Here is a 17,683-nt window from a genome sequence, read left to right on the forward strand (position 1 = left end):
CCTAGTGATGAGGATTTAACAATGAGCAACGAATACCCGCTTTACCCTGAACTTACAGAGCAAGGGAAGCAAGAAGCGCAAAAGATTATGGATGCTTTTAAAGTAAAAGTATCTGAAATAGTGGAAGAAGTGCTTGACAGTCTATATACCGATGTAAGCTACCATATAGAAAGTGATCACTGGTCAAACTACCGTCATGCCTTACTGGAAGGATTTAAAGATTATAAGAACGGTAAAGCAGATCACTCTATAGCTTATGCTGAACTACGAATGGCGATATACAAAAATAACAGAGACGAAATTGTTCAAGACCTGAATCAGGATTTAGTTGCTGAAAATGATCGTTTAAGAAAAGAGGTCAAAGATCTTCTTAAACGTATGTACGAACCTTTTTGAACATGATAACGTTAGTAAATCTAAACTAAACTTTACTAACTAAAATGCGTAGACCTCCAGCAGTTAATGGAAATCTCATAATAGATGGTGAGGATATTCCGAAACAAAACAGAGTTGTTCGTGATCACAAAGGTAATCTCACAATGACAGAAATAGTTGATGGAGATTTTGTGACAACAACCATACCTTTTCACGGCGATTCTCTTTGCATAGACTTGACGTATCTTGGGGATTTTTATGATGACTAAACTAGAAAAATTTTGGGTGGTTTTTGCAGCAGTGTGTATATCTTCAATGATAGCAATTGCCATAGTAGCTTTACTATTGATCCTGTTGGAGGTAGGATAGAAGCACCAAATGACTCAGCCAGAGTAGCAAACCCTCAACTCAAGGCAACTCTGGTATCCTCGCAGGAGTGGCTCACCTGTAGTCGAAACGAGCCTCCCCAAACATAAATTTCCGATGTGGAGGAGCACATGCTTGATGCAGAGAAAATCTGCGAATCTCTGTTAGACGATCAAAAGATCGATCTTAATCATTTCAACGTAATCATCACTCGTACCACTCAAAGAAATCGAAGTATCAGCTTCAACTTTGACGTATCCCCTATAGACTACATGGATTTAGTAATACCAATGGCTTTGGTGATGATTGGGATAGGATGTTTTTTCAGGTTGGAAAAAGACTTGGTTGCTGCTGGGAGAGAAATTGAACAACTAAAATCATTGAGGATTTTATGGACACTAAAAACCTGCTTGAATCTTACATAAAAGAAAAAACAAAGAAGTACAATGACCTTCCTGAAGTCATTACCAAAGGAATGGAAATTATCACAGGGCAAGTACCTGAAAAACTAAAACTGGCTGTAGTTCTGTCAGAGTTAGTCACTTTCTGTTCTCATTTACGTAAATCCGCAGAACTAGGTGACGGTACTAAAGTTCCTTCTAATGCTTTCGTATTTGCCTTAAGTGCTTCCGGTACAGCCAAAGACAGATCAGTAAATGCTTGTAGAGCAGCACTGAGTAGTGCATACGAACACTTAGAAACTATGCGAATACAACATGCAGAAGAAGAAGCTAGGATTAAAGACCCTATAGACTGGAAAGAACACTATAAAAAACCTTGTGAACTCCATACTGGGCTAGGTACCGTAGAAGGGCTTGTAAGGCATTTTAAGGAGATAAGCAGAAGTCTACTTGGTGCAGGCTATGTAATGTCATCAGAGATCGGCACAGAGCTTCAGACGAACCCTGACATCACTAATATCATTAAGATGCTGTCTATTTCTTATGATCTGGGAAATGTACCTGCAAAAGTCTTGAAAGACACTAAAAGTCAGATTGGTAAAATAAACAACTTACCTGTTAATTTGATGTTCTTCGGATCACAAGAAGCAATACTTTACGATAAATCCATCAAAGATAAATTTAAAAATGTCTTCAACACCCAATTGGCTAGAAGAAGTATGTTTTTCTTCACACCAGACCCTATTCTGCCTAAAGAGTATAAGTCTATAGATAGCCTTTACGAAGACAAAGAAAAAGAACGAAATAGGGCAAAAGAGGCTGTTCGTTACATTGATCGTCTATTTACAGATATCGCTAAAAGAACAACACAACAACCGCTAAAACTTAACCCAGATACACAAAAACTATTTGATGTGTATTTGGAGTACAACAATAGGATTGCAGAAGAAATTCCTAATGCATACCCAATATCAAAACTATCCAGAAAACATAAACAATGGTTAGCTCTTAAGTTAGCTACAAGTCTATCCATTATTTACAACGAACCGGATGTTTCTGAAAAATGTTACGCATTAGCGATCAATATCATCGAGTACTTCAGCAGTGACCTCCTACAATTTGAAAAAGAGTTGATCAAAAATCCTTATGAACTGCTGGTAAGTATGTGTAACGCTAACGAGACGGAAGGAGAGTTGTTCATCTCAGCACATGAACTTAAAAAGCTAGGCTACCTTAGCGGTAGTGGAGCCGTAAAGCCTAAAATAAATGACCTGGCCACTATGGCTAATAGCTGTGATGAAAGAGGTATATACGAAGCAAGCGAAGAAGGCATTTATTTTTCCAAACTGCAAAAAACAGACAGCGTTGGTGTTTCATATATTATTTACGAATCATCTCTTAAAGATGAAAAACTAAAAGAGTTTATTAACAAAAGATCCAGTAAAGGATACGAATACTATGAATGTGCTTTTGAGGAACTTGAAGACCTTCTAGCAGAAAAAGCAGCCTTTAGTCCTTTCGAGTACGAAAATGGAATACGGTCTAAAGAAACCCTAAAGCACAGGACAGGTTTTATAGTTATCGATATCGATAAATCGAAACTGACAGATGAAGAAGCTCATATCTTATTAAGCGACTATAACCACTTCATTGTAAGAACAAGCAATCCTAACAATGATAGTAAATTTAGAATATTGCTCCAATTAGATTCTGAAGTTGTGATCGTTCCTGATATGTGGAGACACTTTATAAGAGCTTTAGGAGATGAGCTGGGATTTATAATAGATACAATACCTCAAAGCAGTATGTGCATATCTTACGGAAGTGATAGAAGAGTATTAAAACAACTGAACGGATCTCCTATAGAAGTTAAACCCCTCATGGCAGCAGCTTCTAAATACTCAAAAGTTAAAACTGTTGAAACGAAAGAACTTCCTAGCGCAGATAAAAAGCAAAAACTGAGCAATATGAGGGACACTTTCAGCTTTGCTTTTGAGGCAAGTAACGGAAGTAAATCTACTAAATTGTATGCAGCTTTGTGCAAAGCAATAGCCTTAGGGGCTGACAAAAAGTACGTAAGAAATCTTGCTGAAAGTGTTGGAAACTACTGGTCTCCTCCTATGGACAAAGAACGTCTGGAAAACACACTGATAATACCTGCATTAAGGAGAATGGAATGAACTGGGAGTATAAAAACACTACCGTAACAAGCCATGACGATTTACACGAAGACTGTCAGGTATTCGTGTACGAATTGACTTATGCAGATGGAAGAAAATACATAGGCAAAAAGCAAGTCAGAGCTATGAGAAGGAAAAAACCTACAAAGAAACAGCTCAGTATTCGTAAAAACTACAAAAGAGTAGAGATGACAAACCTTCCTTTCGCTAACTACGAAGGTAGTCTGGAAAATGTTGACTTGCCTGTTGTAGTTAAAAAAGAAATCCTTTATCAATGTTCCAACAAGATATCCGCTACGTACATGGAAACTGCTTTGTTATTCAAAACAGATGCGGTAATTTCTAAAAAGTACCTTAACAGGAACATCATGGGGAAATTTTTTGATAATGCTACTGAAGGAGTATTAAACACCTAAGGAGTTTGCGGTGATAGAAGTCAAGTACAAAGCCTACTCAACTCGTTACAAGATACGGAAAACGTTAAAAAAGCTAGAGGATATGCCTATTTTAGGTTTTGATACAGAGACACGAGGAATATATACAAAATCTGAAAGGAGCATAGCAAAAAAGCTTATAGGCTCTAAAGAACTATCAAACAGAGACAGGAAGCTTTACGTACAAATAGCTAACAACTCAGGACTGTCTTCTCCCCCACTAATACAGACAACTCATTTCATCTTCGGACTATCTGATAGAGAAAGTGTCGTATTGGTGTGTGAAGATGAGAATACAGAAGTATTTATATGGGAATGGGTGTCTAAGTACAAAGGCAAGTTAATAATTCATAACGCACTATTTGATCTAAAAACGATGTTTCATAGAGTAAAAAAACTGCCTGCTGACTATGAAGATACCAAACTATTAGCCAAAAGTCTGATCAACCATGCAGAAACATACAAAGCTAGATGTGATTTAAAAACTTTGGTCGGTGAGTATTACCCACCCTCATGGAGTCTATTTGACTCCTATGAACCTGATAATCTCAAAGAACCTAAATTCCTGGAATATGCAGCTATTGATGGCTGTGCAGTGGTTTTGCTTTGGGACCTAATACAGAAAGAGCTAAAAAATGACCAGACCTATTAAACAGTTACCCATAGAACTTCCAAAAGATTATGATCCTGGACCTGAATTCTTCTATGAAAATATTATAAAACCTTTAATTCCAGATATGATCAAATTAATGGATCATGGAATAAAAATTGATAAAAATAAGGTTGCAGCACTAGAAAAGACTATCGAAGTAGTACAAAAGACCGTAAAGAATCGCCTAGAAAACTCTCTGTGGGTAGAAAAGCTGGAAGATGCCCTAACCCCTATGTCTCAGAAAAAACACGCTGAGAAAGCCTTACAGAAGCTTAGAAAGCCTGAGTACTACATGAGGGACTATAAACCTACTGACATAGTACAAAGGTCCAGTATTGTTAATAACTTTCTGGAAGAGAGGGGGTTGAGTCATTACTACCGAAGTAAATGGACAATAAAGGATCTTAAAGACTTACTTAAAGCAACTGGACTACCTTTTATCCAATCTCTAATTAATAAAGAAGTTAAATTTGATAACCCAATAGTAACCAGAGGGTTGTTGAAACTTGCAGAACATAAAGCAGAACTATGGAACAGAGTTGCTTATGAAAAAGCAAAGATGACAGTTGACAGAGTTGTATTCAATCCTAATAGCCATAAACACCTATCAACCTTATTCGAGCTGATGGGGGTAGAAACTGGTGAAAAATCCAAGAAAACAGGGAAAGACAGTTATGGAAGAGAACAACTCGAAGACTGCCTAAAAGCTGTCAATAACCTACTTGATGACTAGGAAATGCCATGTATGGATTTGAAAACTTAACAAAGAAAGAGCTGAAAGACGTAAAGGTTCTTCTAGAAGCATTAATAGATAACTCATACAGCAGCATCATTAAAAATAACTTTATTGCAGGATTCGACAAATTCACGGTAGACGGAAGGCTATTCGGTAATGTCAGTCTGTTTGGGGCTAAGTCTTTTAGACTGACAAGTAATTCACCGAATTTACTTAACCAACCTAGTACAGGATCGATATACGCTAAAGCTGTCAAGGATTGCTTTACAGCTCCCAAAGGACGAATCATCTATTCAGCAGACCTGACAGCGCTTGAAGATAAAGGAATGGCTAATCTATCAAAAGATGAAAATAAGGTAGCCTTATTTCTTGAAAACCTGGATGGACATTCCCTATCTGCTTGCTACTACTTCAAACCCTTAGTAGAAGAACTGATTGGAGAATTTGATGATCCTAAAGAAGCAAGTAAGTTGCTTAAAGATTTAGTAGATAAAGAAGATGAAGAGGCAGAAAAACTAAGACAATCAGCTAAACGTCCTAGTTTTGGATTAGGTTACGGACAATTCCCTCCAGGTTTGTCTAAAGCTTTGAAGTGTTCTTTAAGTGAGGCTGAGGAACTGTTCGACATGTACCATAACGAACTGTATCCAGGCGTTACTAAGTACAGGGAAGAGTACGTACTGAAAACTGCTAAAGAAAACGGCTATGTACACCTAGGGTTGGGATGCAGGATATATTCAGACAATCCGGAAAGTGACATAAGGACGTTAGTAAATGCAACAATACAGTTTTGGAGTATCTTAAGCCTCATAGCTGTTAATGAGATTAATTACAGAGGAGAGAAAGAGGGAATGTCTGACAGGTTCGATATTCAGGCAACTATCTATGACTCCATCTACTTGGAAGTGGATAAAGATCCTGAAGTAGTTAAGTGGGTTAATGATAATGTCATTGAGACTTTATGTACTCCTTACCTAAAAGATCAAATCGTAAGCAATAGTGCAAAAGCAGCTATAGGAAATAATTGGAATTGTGAGACTAAAATACCTAACGAATCATCGACAGATGAAATTAAATTATTATTGGAGAATATTAAATGACTAACCCCTTAGACTACAAACCTTCACCTATTCCAGAAGATTGTCATTTCAGGATTGGTGCCAGTAGCTTTTACTCTTTCGTACAAACTCCTTGGAATTGGTACAGAGAAGCTGTACTAAAAGAGACTCTTTTCGACTATAACACGTCCTCTGTTTTAGGTACTTGTGTACATTATTGTGCTGAACAATACGCTAAAAAAGAGCCTATCGATAAGCAAATGATTAATGCTTATATCGACAAACATCCTGTTAAAGTGGATTACGATCCTTATGACGTAAAGGAAGCACTGCCTTCTATGGCAGAAGCCGTTGTAAACGGGTATGTGAAGAATACTCGCCCTATAGGTGTTGAGATGTGTGTAGCTCAGGAAATAGGTAAGGGGTACGCTGTATCGACCTCTATAGACTTACTGGAAGGTACCAAAGAAGATACCTTAATTACAGACTACAAAACTTACAACAGTAAAACAAAACCTAAATCGATAAGTCCAAAATATAAAACACAGTTGTTGGTGACGGACTACATACTGAGGAAGCATGGGTACAATCCTACAAGAATAAGGACGGTTAATGTCAACAGACCTTGTGGAGGAGGATTGAGTGAGAAAACAGGCAAACCTTTAAAAGTGTACCCGGCTGAGGTTACTAAGCTGACGGAAGAAATAACACCTGAAGACAGAGAGTATATCGATAACTGTCTTAATTTATGTGTGGAGTCAATGGAAGCAGCTAAGAAGTACCCACACCTAACCCACTGCATATTTCACGATATGCGATTAAAGCTAGAGGAACACAACAATGAGTAAATGTAAACTAATGGTACTAGCAGCGTCTAATGCTGGTAAAACCACTTTGCTGAAAACACTGAAAGACGTATTTATTATCAGCAGAGATGGTAAGAAATACCCTTTCCCACAACCTCACTACAACGTACCTGACTTTAAAGATGTAGATGAGCTTATTGACGGAATAGTAGAAAAGATAAACATGTACGAAGAGAAGTTTGGGGAACTTCCTAAAATAATTGCTATCGATACAATATCTAAAATTTTATTAGATATCGAAGCAGGTATTTTAGAAAAAGTAGCGGACTTCCCTTACGGGAAAATTGGAGCTGAGGTGTCTAAATTCGTACACTTTATCGAAAGAGACCTTGTTGAAAACTTCGATGTAATAGTTCTGTCTCATGCAATGTACGATGAAAAGCTTAAAAGGTATGTCGCTGTAAATCCCGGTGGTAGCTACAAGAACAGAGGAGGTTTCTTATCTGAAGTTAACGAAGCTATTTTTATTGAAGCACTAGGAGAAAAACGTACCGTCTATTTTCGCAATGTAAAAAGATGTTCTCGAACACTTTGCGACGATTTTCCTGAGAAAATGCTTTTAGAAGACTTTACTCTACAATCCCACATAGAAAAACTACGTGAATTAAACACAGACACAGAGGAATGGGAATTTAACTGATGTTACACCTTCCACAGCAGGTAGCTGTGAAATCTTAATCAACTAACCTAATGAGGTAAATTATGGCATTTTTTAATACATCCAAGGATGAAGAAGTCCTTAACACTGAAAGGAAAAGTAAATTTATTAACCGTACAGGGTTCTATCCTGTGACATTAGTAAAGTCCTTCGTATCAGTAGGGAACAAAGGTTCAGAGTGTGTTGACTTTCTTGTCGATCTTGAAGGTCAAGAACAGGTTCTTTACGGTAATGTAAGACTTACTAATAATGACGGAAGTTCCAACGATATCGGAACCAAAATCTTCAACAGCCTACTCGTCATTGCAGACATAGAGAGTATTGAAGATACTGAGGAAGAAGAAATTCCCATCGGAAAAGGAGGGGAATTAGTATCTGCTCCTGTACTTACTGAACTTGACGATTTTGAAGTAGTTGTTCACATCCAAATGAGATATTCAAAATGGAAAGATAAAATCCGGGAAAGTAAAGATATTAAAGGATTTTACCGTATTGATGATTTTGCAACTGCTAAAGAAATTGTAAATGATGAAGGGCATGGAGAAACTTACGAAAAAGAAGTCCAATTAGCTACAGACATGTACAAGGACGGCTTGACGGAAGAAGAAGTGTCAGAATGGATTAAATCAGGAAGAGGTAAAAAGACTGCTAAATCTGATAAGCCTTCTGCACCTAAGAAGAGAACCTTCGGTAAGAAGTAATTACTAATAAATAAGCCCTCTAGGTTTGGAGGGCTTATCTTACTAGAACGGAAATATACTACCCCATCCAATATGGCTAGTAGGGTTATGAACTAGCCCCCACCTAGAAGTAGCCTTTCCAATAATGGTTTCATCAAACAAACTTAGAGATGAATCAAAATAGTTAGCTATAGCTGTATTGACACCAAAATTAACAGGTTTTTCCTTAATAGCATGGTAACTCCTGGATATCATTTGTAACCAGTATTGAGGAAACATGACTACACCTATCGAATCCCACTGCTTTACTTTTACAGGTAAACCTTCCTTATAATCTGGAAACCTTTCGATAACCTGTATTTCTGCTTTCTTGGCATCCATACCTTGCTTAATAAGGTGTCTGTAATAAGTTTCCTTAGCCAGTACATCGGTAAGGTCTGTCATGTAGGAGCCTAATTTAACAAACTCGCTGTTAGGGCTGTTAAGGTACTGGTGCATGTAAGCAACAACATCTTCTTCAGTCTTAATGTCCCTAAGCTCTTCTGCCATTCTGTTGAACTCTGCTTCAATCCCTTTACCGGACCTTACAGCTCCAAAAGTAGGAGACCATACCTCAAGCAGATTCTCTATACCCCAACCAGCGTTAGCAGCTTTCATGATAAAGTTACCGACTGCATTATTTTTACCTTTCTGATCAACTAATAACTTTCTCAGTACCTTATCAATATCCGTCTTAAAACCGGAAGAAGGGTCATCTGATTGCATAACTAACGAAGAACCTAACGAGTTAATAAAACCTCTATCAACTAACCCTCTTGCAGGATGTTCAGCCATTTTCTTTTCGAGGTGCTTCATCTCTTTGCCGTACTTATCATTATCCGCTAAAGACTTAATCCTAAGAGCGTTAAGTTTGTCTTTAAGCTCGTTATACTCATGATACTCTCTGGCTACATTCCTGTACTCTCGGGCTGCATGTAAAGGATCAACACCAAGAATTCCTAAATAGGTAAGGTTAAACATATTATCCATACCTATTTTTGTAGGATTAAGTGCTATCATTTTTATTTTTGCACCTGATATCAGATTCTTGGTAATACGTAACATCCACTGCAATTTCCTGTCATCACCTACAAGAGACTTCTCCCTGTCTCCAGTAAGCCAATAGGCCATATCTTTTCTTACGTAATCTACCTTTTCATTAAACCTATCCACATCACTTGCTTCTTTAGGTAAAGGCATATATTTAGCTTTAATTCTAGCATCCAGCTTATCGTAAGGTAGGCTATCAACTCCTTTAAGCAGCCAAGGGGTTTCCTGATTATCCGCTTCAATACGCTTTATAAGCTCTTCCTCACCCCCTCTAGCAATATTGTAGTAAGTATCTTCTTCAAGCACTTTATCCCTTATTATATTAGTATCGTTAATAGCCATGTTGTAAGCCATAGACCGGACAATAGACTGCTCTGCATTCGTGATAAGTCCAGCAGACTCTTTTTCTTCTTGAGTCAAAGAAAGCTTATATTTCCCATTAACCTTCATAACCCCTTGATACTTGCTGTAATGCTGTTCAACATCCAGATCGGATGATTGCAGCTTAAGGTCAAGAAACACTCCTTGAGAATCTGTACTATCGATAACTTTCTGATATATAACACCTAGCTTTTTATCAGTAGGATACCGAATAACTTCCCATGAAGATTTAGGACCTTGATAGTTCTTTAACTGCTCCTTAGTCACCACTTTAAAAACAACAGGATCTTTATACTCATCAGATAAACCATTATCTCTCATATTCCTGTTATTGATAGTAGAAGTACCCGACACAAGAGCAGCGTTAGCTAATGCGTTATCTCTCCACAACTGCATAAGCTCTTTATTCTCGTTAAGCTTTTCAAACTTGTCGATACCAATTTCTTTAATAGACTTAAGAGCTACCCAACGTCTAGCGTATTGAGCAGAATCCTTGTAGTTAAATCCTGCCTCATATACGTTGTACTTAGTATTAGCCTTGACAATCTCATGTACATTGAAATCCACAATCGTTTGTAGCTTTTTCAAACTTGCTTCGTCTAAGTGTCCACTGCTTTCTAATAACTCAAGCTCTTTGTCGATATTAGTTACACCATCTGCAAACACCCAATAGTCAGCCATAGACATTCTGGACGAAAAAGCGTAAAAAGCCTTTTTGTCCTCTTCAGACATCTTACGGGTTATTTGACTGAATTTCTTAAGTTGTTGAGATACAGTCTCATTCTTTCTGGCGTTAGCTTCTTGAGCTACAGACAAGACATCATTCTTTTTAAGCTTATTAACACCATTATTGGCTATCTTATGAACAATACCTTGCAGAGTTGCTGAGTCATCATAGATTCTTGAGATAGCTTTAGCTGTTCTATCATATAAAGGCAGGTTATTGGCTAAAAGTGTGTGTAGTCCACTGGCTAAGCCAATACCCTTATTAATTGCAGGATCAGTAACATAACGTTCTACAGATTCGTTAAGTACCCTTTCTGCTTCCCAAAAGTAAAGAGTTTCAAAATCTTTTTGCTGTACTTTCAGAGAATCAACATTTTTAGCTCTTTGCCTTTTACCAGCCACTACAGCATTACTAATAGCGATAGAAAGTAGTTCAGGGTCTACAGGAGCCTCTAAATCAGCCTCAGTTGGTCCTTTAATGATTCTACGTACCTTAGCCACTAATTTATCTATAATCTTCTTGAGAGTCTTCTGGCTGGCTCCTAGAGATGAATACACCTCTGTTGCAGCATCTTTATCTGTTGCCAGTACAGAAATCAGTTCGGCTACTGCAATTGTATTAGGTAACTTAAGGATATAGTCAACCTGACCACTAAATTTCTTATTAGACTTTCTTAGGTGTTCAAGAGATTTGTTAATGTAATCAAGATCGATGTCTTTTCGATTACCTTTACCCCACTCATTGACCATAGCAGTGGTAAAGCTATGCACAATCTCATGCTCAATAGCAATTCTCGAACTTTCTTCGCTTATCTTTATTGTGTCTGTTTCAGGATCAAAACTGTCCTGAGTACCTTTATCGAGTGCAGCAGAATGCTCACTTTCAAGGTACTCACGTATAAGATCAGATTCTTTAGAATATTCGCGTAGCTTACTTCGTAGTTTAAAAGTTTCTAGCTTTTCTTTACCTTGCTCTTTAGGGCGTTCAGTAAGCAGATCTTCAACTGAAGAAGAATCAGTTTCATCAAATTCTGGATTAATTTCCGAGAAGTCGATTTTATCACCGATAAGATTACCTGTTTCAAGATCATAACCATTTTGACTATCCTCAATAGCTTTACGTTTAACTTCGACGGTATCTTTTACTTCTTGTAGCAGTGTATTGTACTTGTCGTTACTTTTCAATGAAGGGTTGTAAGCAGCAGCAGCAAGAAGAACCTGCTCATGAATGTCATAAGACATAGCCACATCTTTGTTCATTTTGATGTGGTTCTTATCTGCTTCCATGATCAGATCAGGTCTGGAACCGTGTTGGTCATGTACAACCATAATTCCACTATCGTACTTATTTGCTAACCCTTCCAGACTGAGATACATGTTGGCGGTATCTTTACTATGGATCATGGATACGTTCATGACTGTTTGTTGTAGCTTCTGCTCCCTTGTAAGAACTGTATCGCCATCAATATCGTGACTTACCTCAAATATCTTGGATAAAGGCACACCGTACTTTTTTATATTTTCCTTAGTGTGCTCGATACCATCCATGATGGCTGTTACAGGCAATACTTTCATCTTAACCAACCCAGGGTCAGAAGAGATGAGCTGAAAAATCTCAGTACTTCTGTTCTTGTATTTTTTAAGGTATTTCGTTACAAGAGCGTCTTCGAGTTTGTTGTACAGAAACTCTGGAACTCCTGAATTCTTAAAACCTGCAACAAGCTTTTTCTTAAGTTCAGGGTCCTTCTTTACAGTTTCAAGTGTAAGACCTTCAAGTTCTGGAACAATCTTGACAAGAAGCTTTTTAAAGTCGTTAGGTACTTTACCTTTCTGAAGTATTTTTAAAGTTAGATCGGTGAACTCTTTAGATAGAGAATCCTTAGCACCTCCTAGAGACTGGTCGTAGAGGTGAGTCATTGTTGGACCTTTAGAAAGGTTTCTTAACTTGCCCTTGTATAGGTGTGTCTGAATGCCTTCAATAACTTCTTTAAGGTACTCACCTCTTCCATCTTCTACTTCTTCAGGTCTATAGGCAGCATCAGGATCTTCTTTATCGTTGATGAATAAGTCTAGCTTGTTCTGAAGTATCTGGTATACATCATTCAGAAATTCTTGTCCTTCGTTACCTTTAAAGATGCCTAATTGCTGCAAGATATCTGATATACCTTCAGGGTTAGTTCCTAGAGCTTCCAGAAGAATTAACTGAGCACCTGAAGCAGTTACGTCAGAAGTAACCGGATAAGTCGTTGTGAGAGTCCCTGTATTCAGCGCAGAGCGTATATCTTTAGCAGCCCCTATGAGAGATACCAGTTGTGCTAAATCGAGGTGAGGGAAGCTCTTAGACATCTTTGTAGCAGCATTGAGTTTTAACGTTAAGTTGTTAGCAGATACAAACTGATCGTAGGCTTTGATAGCACTATCCATATCAGTGTCGATTGACTGATTAAGAAGCATCTTGATCATGTCACCATCTGTATCGAACTCGTTAGCGACCTTAGCTACAAAGAACTTAAATGCGTCTGTTTTAGCATCGATAGAATACTCCTTGACAGCCAAAGAGTTACGCATAAATTTAGAAGAGTGGTAGTTAACTAGAGTGTTGTCTAAATTAAGTCTGGAGTTAGCACCTCCAAAAAATGCCATAAGTATCGGTAAGGCTTTCTTGTCCTTGCTGAAGTGGTCGAAATACTCTATCAGATCATCGATAGGTGTTGTTTTAGCTAAAGTTCTTCCTGTACGACTTTCTATGTCTGACTCAATAGCTTCATCTGTTTCCAGTTTAAATAGCCTTTCCAACATGCTGTTTGAAGGTATCTGCTTACGAATCCTTGAAGAAGCTGATTCTGATACGTTCTTAACTTCGTCGAAGAGTGTTTGAAAGAAATCAAACATTGCAGGTTGAAAAAACAAAGGTTTTGATTCTATTTCCTGCTTAACTTTGTTAAGTGTTTTACTAAGAGAATACCTGTCGTCATTCTTCTGTACAGGCAGTACGTTTTCTCTATTGCTAGGAAATACAACATGCTCCGCTGTAGAGACTGAGGACACAGCATCCAGTATTTGAGTAATAACACCTAATTCTGACTCTGCAAGCTCACTGCCTTCTAGTATATGCTTACCTCTAAAGTGGTTAACGATCTTGTCTTTAGAAGCAGGTAGTACGCTTTTGGCACCTAAAGCCTTAGCATTAAGACCTAGTGCAGGGACCGTGTCAGTAACAGGCTTAGTGAAGTTAGGTTTGCTATCGATATCATCCAAGTAATCCTTAGCGGTACTAGGTAAATCGTCACCCGTATGGAGTGTAATAAAACCATTAGCTTCTAAATCCTTAAGAGCTTCCATGCCTGCTAGGTAATACATGTGTTCTACGTCAACAGGGTCGAAGTTAGGGTCTCCCTCCCTGCTAAATCGATGTCCTGTCATATACATAATCTTACGGCCTATAACAGCCGATATACGAGATAACGGGATAAAAGGGATTCCTTGCTCATTCGTTATTTCTTGTAAACCAAAGTTATACTTATCAGGCTTATTTAGTTCACCTTGAACAGTATCGACAACTGTCTTCAAAGCTACAGCCTGATAGCGTAAGGATTTTTCTTTACTAAACCCTGACTTTGACGTTTTTAATGTATTAACCAGACGTTTGGCTAAAGTATCTTTAAATTTTTTAGGGATACTAAGACTGTTATCTAGTTTCCTAATAACTCTAGAATCTGTAACTTTCTTAGCGTCGATAAGAGCTTTACTGCTAAGAGACTCCACCATATCGGCAACTTCTGCATCTGATATGTCCCAGATATCAGTACGAGCATGTTTTTCATATTCTGCAACAATAGGTTTCTTAAGTTTAAAAAAGACTTCTCTCACTACACTTATAGGAATACATTTATTAGTCATTACAGATAAACCCTTTACCTATGTTATTTTCAGCCCATTCTCTGATTTCATCGTCTGTCATAGTTTCCTTTTCAGACTCAAGGGAATGGAATACTTCTTTGTCAACTTCATCAACCTTTTCACTGACAAATACTGTGTGATGTTTTTTAGATTCATGAGCGTCTTCTTCGACACTGTTTGAAGTAGGTTCTTCTTTTTCTGTACTTTTAGTACCTTGTTCTTTATCTTCTACTGCTTCCTGTTGACTGCTTGTACTCTCAGTATCTTCTTCGACTGTACTCTTTGAATCTTCTTTTTCTGTACTCCTTACACCTTCTTTTTGCGTATTTTGTTCTTGCTGAGTACCTGAATCTACATTTTCCGTCGCAGATGTGCTTCGTTTTTTATTCTCTTTTACTTCCTGCTGACTTTTAGTGTCTTTTTCTGCACTTGTATTTCCTTTTGTGGCTGTACTTTGCTCGTAAGCTCCTATAGAGTTATCCAGCATTTCACCTAGCTTATCGTTACTCTCGAAGGCAGGGTACAGCCTACGCATTACATTCTTAAGCTGTCTGGTATTTTTTGTTTTAAAAGCCTTAGCGGTTTTTTCTAAAGTACCTATATCAGCCAAACTAGCGCCTAGAAATGCTTCTGCCTGTTTAGCTTCTTCAGGGGGTAAGTCTTTAAAAGTTTCAGTATGTGTCTTGACTCTTTCACGAAATGTTCTTGCTTCTTTTGGAAGATCAGGACTTTCAATATCGATATCGTGAAAGTATTCAAACGCTTCATCAATCTTCTTAGCGGTTGCTTTATAGGATTCACTAACTTTGTCAGATGCAACCGATACGTAAGGATCAACAAACCGGAAAGCACTTTTTGCAGCATCCTTAGCTTTACCTACGGGTGTTTGTATCCGGTCTCGTTGATTAAGTAATTCTTGCTTGATCTGGTTAAGGCTGTCAGGAGACATGGCACCAGACATTTGCTGTTTGAAAAAGCCAGAATTCTCATAGGCTTCAATAGACTTCATGACCGTATCTATGGTGTCAGCACTGTCAAAATTAGCCTTAGCTTGTTGACGAATGCTGAGTCCTAAAGATATGCCATTCCTGTTCTTTATCTTTCCGGTATTAGCAGCTCTTTTTATACTAGGATCGAGAGTGCTAGAGGTAATGAAGTTTTTACTTTTAACGTTTAAGGTTTCTTGGCTTTTACGTTTCTTATCGGCATATGTCTTAAGTCTTTGGGCAACATTAGGCATAGACTCAGCAAGAGTACTGGATACTTTATCGATTACGTCTGGTGAAGATTCTTTTGCATAAGACTGAAGCTTTTTCCATGCCTTCTTACCTCCACCACTACCATACTCAATAGAGGCTAAAGTCAGTCCGTAAGTAGCCGATGTATTAAATTCTAAAATCTCTTTTTTAACAGCAGAAGGTATTTGTTTAGCAGACTCTATAACCCTTTCAAATGTCTCTTTATCAATACCTGCTATTTCTGATGCAGTCTTGGCAGCAGCTTCAGCAGCTTCCCCTAGGCTTTTTCCAGCAGTCTTAATAGCAGCTACACCAAAATCCTTTTTAAGGGCTAAATCAGCCTGTACAGCCTCAGTTCTAAGAGTCCTTATTACGTTTTTCCTGGCCTTATTAAACCCTTCAGGAGTTTCTACAGAAATATCTCCAGCAGCATCAACAAATCTTGCTTGTAGGTCAGGGTCTTTTATGTCTTCAAACGTACTTGCTTGCGTAATCTCTACTTCTTTTTGAACGTTCTCTTCCTTCAGTTCCCTGATCTGTTGTGACCTTTCTTCAAACTCCTCTTTACGTGCTTGTAGCTCACTTTGAGAAAGAAGATTTTCACTGCCTTTCTGTACTCTGTTCTGAACAAAATCCTTAGTCTTGTTAGCTGTACCTTTAGCTAAATGGGCTGTAGTATCGAATGCTGCTTTAGGGGCGTTAATGGCTGCTTTAATACCTGCACCTGTACCACCTCCCAAGAAGGCACTTGTTAAAGCCTCATTACGGTTGCCTTCATCTTGCCATTCCCTTACTAGAGCTGAAAAGAATCCTTCAGGATCATGTACAGATGCGTTAGTACCTATAATCCCAGCCCAAGTCTGGGCGTACTCTTGTACAGCTTCACCCGATCCAGCAGCCAGTACTTTTTTACCGTTATCAAGGACTGTACGACCTAACGACCTTAAAGCACTCTCATCAAGTCTGGATACTACGTTAGCAATTTCGCTATGTATCTTTTTACCTAAAGTATCTGGATCAACAACTTCCTTACCTGCTTTAGCAGCTTTCGCTACTTGCTGCTTGTTTGGTTTGCCAAAGTTTTTAAGACCTTTAGGCATATATAAGTTTCTTACCATCCAAGGACTAGCGGCTGTAGTAGCTGCTGTTAAGGCAGCAGTCTTAAGAACATCTGCCGTAGAAGGGTCTTGTCCTTGGTTTTGGTCTCTGTAATCTGCAATAGACTGCTGTACTAGATCGGCAGTAATAAGACTCGTATTGGCGACCTCTTGTGGAGTTGCTTTAGCAGCCTTCTTAACGTTATCCAGCCACTTATTTGAAGTCTTGGGAATGTGTTTTGTCGCACCTTCAAGTACGTCAGTAACATTACCCCCTTTCCTTATGGCATTTGCGACCTTGCCTAAAGCTTTACCCCCCGTACTGACCAACTTACCTGGCCCAACGTTTCCTAGAGCATAAGCACCGAGAGACGGAAGGGAAGTTGCTGCTAGGCTGGGTATAGCCGCCGGAACGTTCATAGCAGCTTCCCAATAATCACCTCTGGAAATAGGGTCTGCTACATTCTGTATCTTCTGATTAGCTTCTGCTCTAGTCTGCTCTGATACCCCTGCTACCTGATCAGCTATTTCTTGGTTGGACCACCCAGAATCCCTGGTATCATCAAACTCTGTACCTAAAACAGAATTAGCAAGCCACTTACCACTATCTGCCAAGCTGCCAAATTGCCTTAAAGATTCTGCTTGAAAAAGATCTACAAGGTTGCTGTCGTTATTTGGACCTTTAAGCGCTTCAAGACTTTGATCAACAGAAACAGTTTGCTGTGGTCTACTTCCATATATCTTCTGCTGCTTTTGTTCTAACAGAGAAGGTGTAGAACGTGCATTGTCACCTATGCCAGAATAAGGATTTCTGGCATTGTTCATAAGCTCATCTAAAGTCGCCAT

12 protein-coding genes are annotated in these 17,683 nt (G+C 38.5%); 10 read left to right on the forward strand and 2 right to left on the reverse strand.

The features are described 5' to 3' along the window. The 10 genes from E4680_RS12485 to E4680_RS12530 form a co-directional block, all read left to right on the forward strand. The coding region (locus tag E4680_RS12485) for a hypothetical protein (protein WP_205688931.1) at positions 1-396 on the forward strand (396 nt) is incomplete at its 5' end. Between the two features lie 476 nt (positions 397-872). Further along, positions 873-1,166 carry a hypothetical protein gene (locus E4680_RS12490; RefSeq protein ID WP_135282753.1) on the forward strand — a complete coding sequence of 98 codons (294 nt, stop codon included), beginning with the start codon at positions 873-875 and terminating at the stop codon, positions 1,164-1,166. Then, positions 1,133-3,322, forward strand: coding sequence for a hypothetical protein (locus E4680_RS12495; RefSeq protein ID WP_135282754.1), 2,190 nt, complete (start codon positions 1,133-1,135; stop codon positions 3,320-3,322). The genes E4680_RS12490 and E4680_RS12495 overlap by 34 nt, the downstream gene beginning before the upstream one ends. Next, positions 3,319-3,738, forward strand: a complete 420-nt coding sequence (locus tag E4680_RS12500; protein ID WP_135282755.1) for a hypothetical protein — start codon at positions 3,319-3,321, stop codon at positions 3,736-3,738. The genes E4680_RS12495 and E4680_RS12500 overlap by 4 nt, the downstream gene beginning before the upstream one ends. A gap of 10 nt (positions 3,739-3,748) precedes the next feature. Next, complete coding sequence (locus E4680_RS12505; protein WP_135282756.1) at positions 3,749-4,408, forward strand: hypothetical protein; 660 nt, start codon at positions 3,749-3,751, stop codon at positions 4,406-4,408. Continuing rightward, positions 4,392-5,141, forward strand: a complete 750-nt coding sequence (locus tag E4680_RS12510) for a hypothetical protein (protein WP_135282757.1) — start codon at positions 4,392-4,394, stop codon at positions 5,139-5,141. The genes E4680_RS12505 and E4680_RS12510 overlap by 17 nt, the downstream gene beginning before the upstream one ends. A gap of 8 nt (positions 5,142-5,149) precedes the next feature. Next, entirely contained in the window at positions 5,150-6,244 is a 1,095-nt protein-coding gene (locus E4680_RS12515; RefSeq protein WP_135282758.1) for a DNA polymerase, read from the forward strand. After that, complete coding sequence (locus E4680_RS12520; RefSeq protein WP_135282759.1) at positions 6,241-7,050, forward strand: PD-(D/E)XK nuclease family protein; 810 nt, start codon at positions 6,241-6,243, stop codon at positions 7,048-7,050. Before E4680_RS12515 ends, E4680_RS12520 begins: the two co-directional genes overlap by 4 nt. Continuing rightward, positions 7,043-7,708, forward strand: coding sequence for an AAA family ATPase (locus E4680_RS12525; protein ID WP_135282760.1), 666 nt, complete (start codon positions 7,043-7,045; stop codon positions 7,706-7,708). Before E4680_RS12520 ends, E4680_RS12525 begins: the two co-directional genes overlap by 8 nt. 62 nt (positions 7,709-7,770) lie before the next feature. Next, positions 7,771-8,427, forward strand: a complete 657-nt coding sequence (locus E4680_RS12530; protein ID WP_135282761.1) for a hypothetical protein — start codon at positions 7,771-7,773, stop codon at positions 8,425-8,427. Positions 8,428-8,469: 42 nt separating this feature from the next. Here the strand turns inward: E4680_RS12530 and E4680_RS12535 are convergent, their stop codons facing one another. Together E4680_RS12535 and E4680_RS12540 are read right to left on the reverse strand one after the other, a co-directional pair. Next, positions 8,470-14,502 (reverse strand): hypothetical protein, encoded by a 6,033-nt coding sequence (locus tag E4680_RS12535; RefSeq protein WP_135282762.1) that lies wholly within the window; start codon positions 14,500-14,502, stop codon positions 8,470-8,472. Next, complete coding sequence (locus E4680_RS12540; protein WP_135282763.1) at positions 14,495-17,683, reverse strand: hypothetical protein; 3,189 nt, start codon at positions 17,681-17,683, stop codon at positions 14,495-14,497. Before E4680_RS12540 ends, E4680_RS12535 begins: the two co-directional genes overlap by 8 nt.

The organism is Candidatus Macondimonas diazotrophica (genome assembly GCF_004684205.1).
In the GTDB taxonomy this organism is placed as follows: Bacteria; Pseudomonadota; Gammaproteobacteria; order UBA5335; family UBA5335; genus Macondimonas; species Macondimonas diazotrophica.